This is a genomic window from Arhodomonas sp. KWT (genome assembly GCF_010993615.1).
Genome location: NZ_WNXE01000662.1, coordinates 1 through 930, shown reverse-complemented (window position 1 = coordinate 930; position 930 = coordinate 1). Strand labels below are relative to the sequence as shown.

General features: G+C 71.6%; 2 protein-coding genes. Both read left to right on the top strand.

Annotated elements, in window-relative coordinates; translation table 11 throughout:
* Positions 1-117 precede the first annotated feature (117 nt).
* Positions 118-609 carry a CYTH domain-containing protein gene (locus tag G7A99_RS21545; RefSeq protein ID WP_163143968.1) on the top strand — a complete coding sequence of 164 codons (492 nt, stop codon included), beginning with the start codon at positions 118-120 and terminating at the stop codon, positions 607-609.
* On the top strand, positions 602-930 hold a 329-nt coding region (locus tag G7A99_RS21540), incomplete at its 3' end, for a L,D-transpeptidase (RefSeq protein ID WP_163143966.1). The genes G7A99_RS21545 and G7A99_RS21540, both read left to right, overlap by 8 nt.

Sequence of the window (930 nt, the reverse complement as noted above, 5' to 3'; positions counted from 1 at the left end):
AGCGGGATCAGGTTATTGAACCGCGCCTGCAGCGCCGAGGCGGTAAGCATGCGGATCTCCCTGGGGTGAGACACCGCGGTAGGATACCATTGCCCGCACGACGGACCGGATACCGCCATGGCCGAAGAGATCGAACGCAAATTCCTGGTGACCGGCGACACCTGGCGCAACGCCGCGGACGCCGGCCAGCCCATGCGCCAGGGCTACCTCGGCGGCGACGCCCACGCCAGCGTGCGCGTGCGCCTCGCCGGTGTCCGTGCGTGGCTCAACATCAAGGGCGCAACCCTCGGTGTGCAGCGCCGCGAGTACGAGTACGAGATCCCCGCCGCGGAGGCACGGGAGATGCTCGACCACCTCTGCCACCGGCCGCTGATCGAGAAGACCCGCTATCACGTGCCGGTGGGCGGCCACACCTGGGAGGTGGACGTCTTCGAGGGCGACAACGCCGGGCTGGTGGTCGCGGAGGTCGAGCTCGCGAGCGCGGAAGAGGCCTTCACGAGGCCCGACTGGGCGGGGCACGAGGTCTCGCACCTGCCGCGCTACTACAACGTCTCGCTGGTGCGCCATCCCTACCGGGACTGGTCCGCCTCGGAGCGCGCCGGTGACTGACCGCGTCCCCTGGATCCATGTGGACCTCGCCGCGCAGCGTCTCCGCCTGTACGGCGGCGACGGTGCCGTGCTCGCGGACTGGCCGGTGGCCACCGGCGCCAACGGCGCCGGCGAGCTCGACGGCAGTGGTTGCACACCGCGGGGCCGGCACATCGTGCGTGCGTGCATCGGCGCCGGCGAGCCGGCAGACGCGGTATTCGTGGGCCGGCGTCCGACGGGGGAGCGCTATACCCCGGCGCTGGCGGACGCCCATCCCGGGCGGGACTGGATCCTCGGGCGCATCCTCTGGCTGAGCGGCACCGAGCCGGGCCACAACCGCCT

Coding starts and splice junctions, on each gene's coding strand:
- G7A99_RS21545 (WP_163143968.1), top strand. CDS start 118: ATGGCCGAAGAGATCGAACGCAAATTCCTGGTGACCGGCGACACCTGG.